The sequence below is a fragment of the Streptomyces sp. NPDC002130 genome (assembly GCF_040296465.1).
Classification (GTDB): Bacteria; Actinomycetota; Actinomycetes; order Streptomycetales; family Streptomycetaceae; genus Streptomyces.
In genome coordinates, this window is sequence record NZ_JBEOXI010001336.1 from 1 (window position 1) to 1,002 (window position 1,002).

At 60.8% G+C, this 1,002-nt stretch carries 2 protein-coding genes; both read right to left on the bottom strand.

Going from position 1 to position 1,002, the window contains the following annotated elements; genetic code table 11:
* Window positions 1-444 (bottom strand): nucleoside/nucleotide kinase family protein (locus ABT116_RS50765; RefSeq protein WP_351648752.1); only part of this gene is annotated, 444 nt, incomplete at its 3' end.
* Complete coding sequence (locus tag ABT116_RS50770) at window positions 441-743, bottom strand: hypothetical protein (RefSeq protein ID WP_019749398.1); 303 nt, start codon at window positions 741-743, stop codon at window positions 441-443. The genes ABT116_RS50765 and ABT116_RS50770, both read right to left, overlap by 4 nt.
* Window positions 744-1,002 lie beyond the last annotated feature (259 nt).

Genomic DNA, 1,002 nt, shown 5'->3' on the forward strand with positions numbered 1-1,002 from the left:
GTTCCGGCACCGGGCGACCCGGTCAGACATCCCTCTGGTCTCGGCCAGTTGCGCACTCCGGGCCTTCGTTACCACCGATTCGTCCGTCTCCGGATCAGTCGAGACGTAGGAAATGTCGGAAACTTCGGCCGACCGTAGCGGCACCAGCACACGACTGCTGAGGATCGAATAGTCGTACGCATCCTCGAGATACCCACGCACCGCGTCGGGATTGTTGTTTCGTACGGCTTTCGCAGTCGAGAACTCGTCGCCATGGATCGTGACGACGTCATGGCCCGACTTCGAGATACCGTCAGCCAACTCGTCTGCGATCGTCGATTTTCCGGACGCCTCGATTCCCGAGAGCCCGACAAAAGTGCGTCCGGCCCGATCTTCGTGGCAGCGCACGACGTGCTCGACTAGAGAACCCGAATCATCCGCGCCGAAGGTCTTCTGCCGATTCACACCCGAGCGGCCTTGACCTCGTCGAAGAACGCGATGACGGCGGCTTCATTCTCCGGCGGGACCGTCATTGACGCCCGTGGACCCGCTACCGCGATGGAGTCGTCGGCGAGCCGGTTTCCAATGGTGAGCTTCAGTCCCGACTTCGACGGTTTCGCCTTCACCGCAATGTGTTCGACATGCCAGCGAGCCACTTCGCTCGTGCTCGCAGCGGTGCGGTCGAAGACCTCCACCGTGCGGTGGTCGAGGACCATGACGATGTTGGTCCCGACGGTAACTTCCAGATAGCGTCGTTCCGCCACGGTGTGCGCCTTTCGGTCAGTTGAACCCGACGCTACACACCGTGGCAGATCTCAGCGTGACATAACTCCGCTATTCAAAACTTCAGCTGTTCAGAACTTCTGTTGTTCAGAACTTCTGTTGTTCAGAACTTCAGCGGGATGAACTACCCGCATCCACCGGCAGTGCGACCGACGTGATGTAGCGGGCCTCGTCGGAAGACAGGACAGCCAGGGGAGCTTACCCGCCCGCCCCGGTGGCCTCGGTCTCGTGGACCAGCTC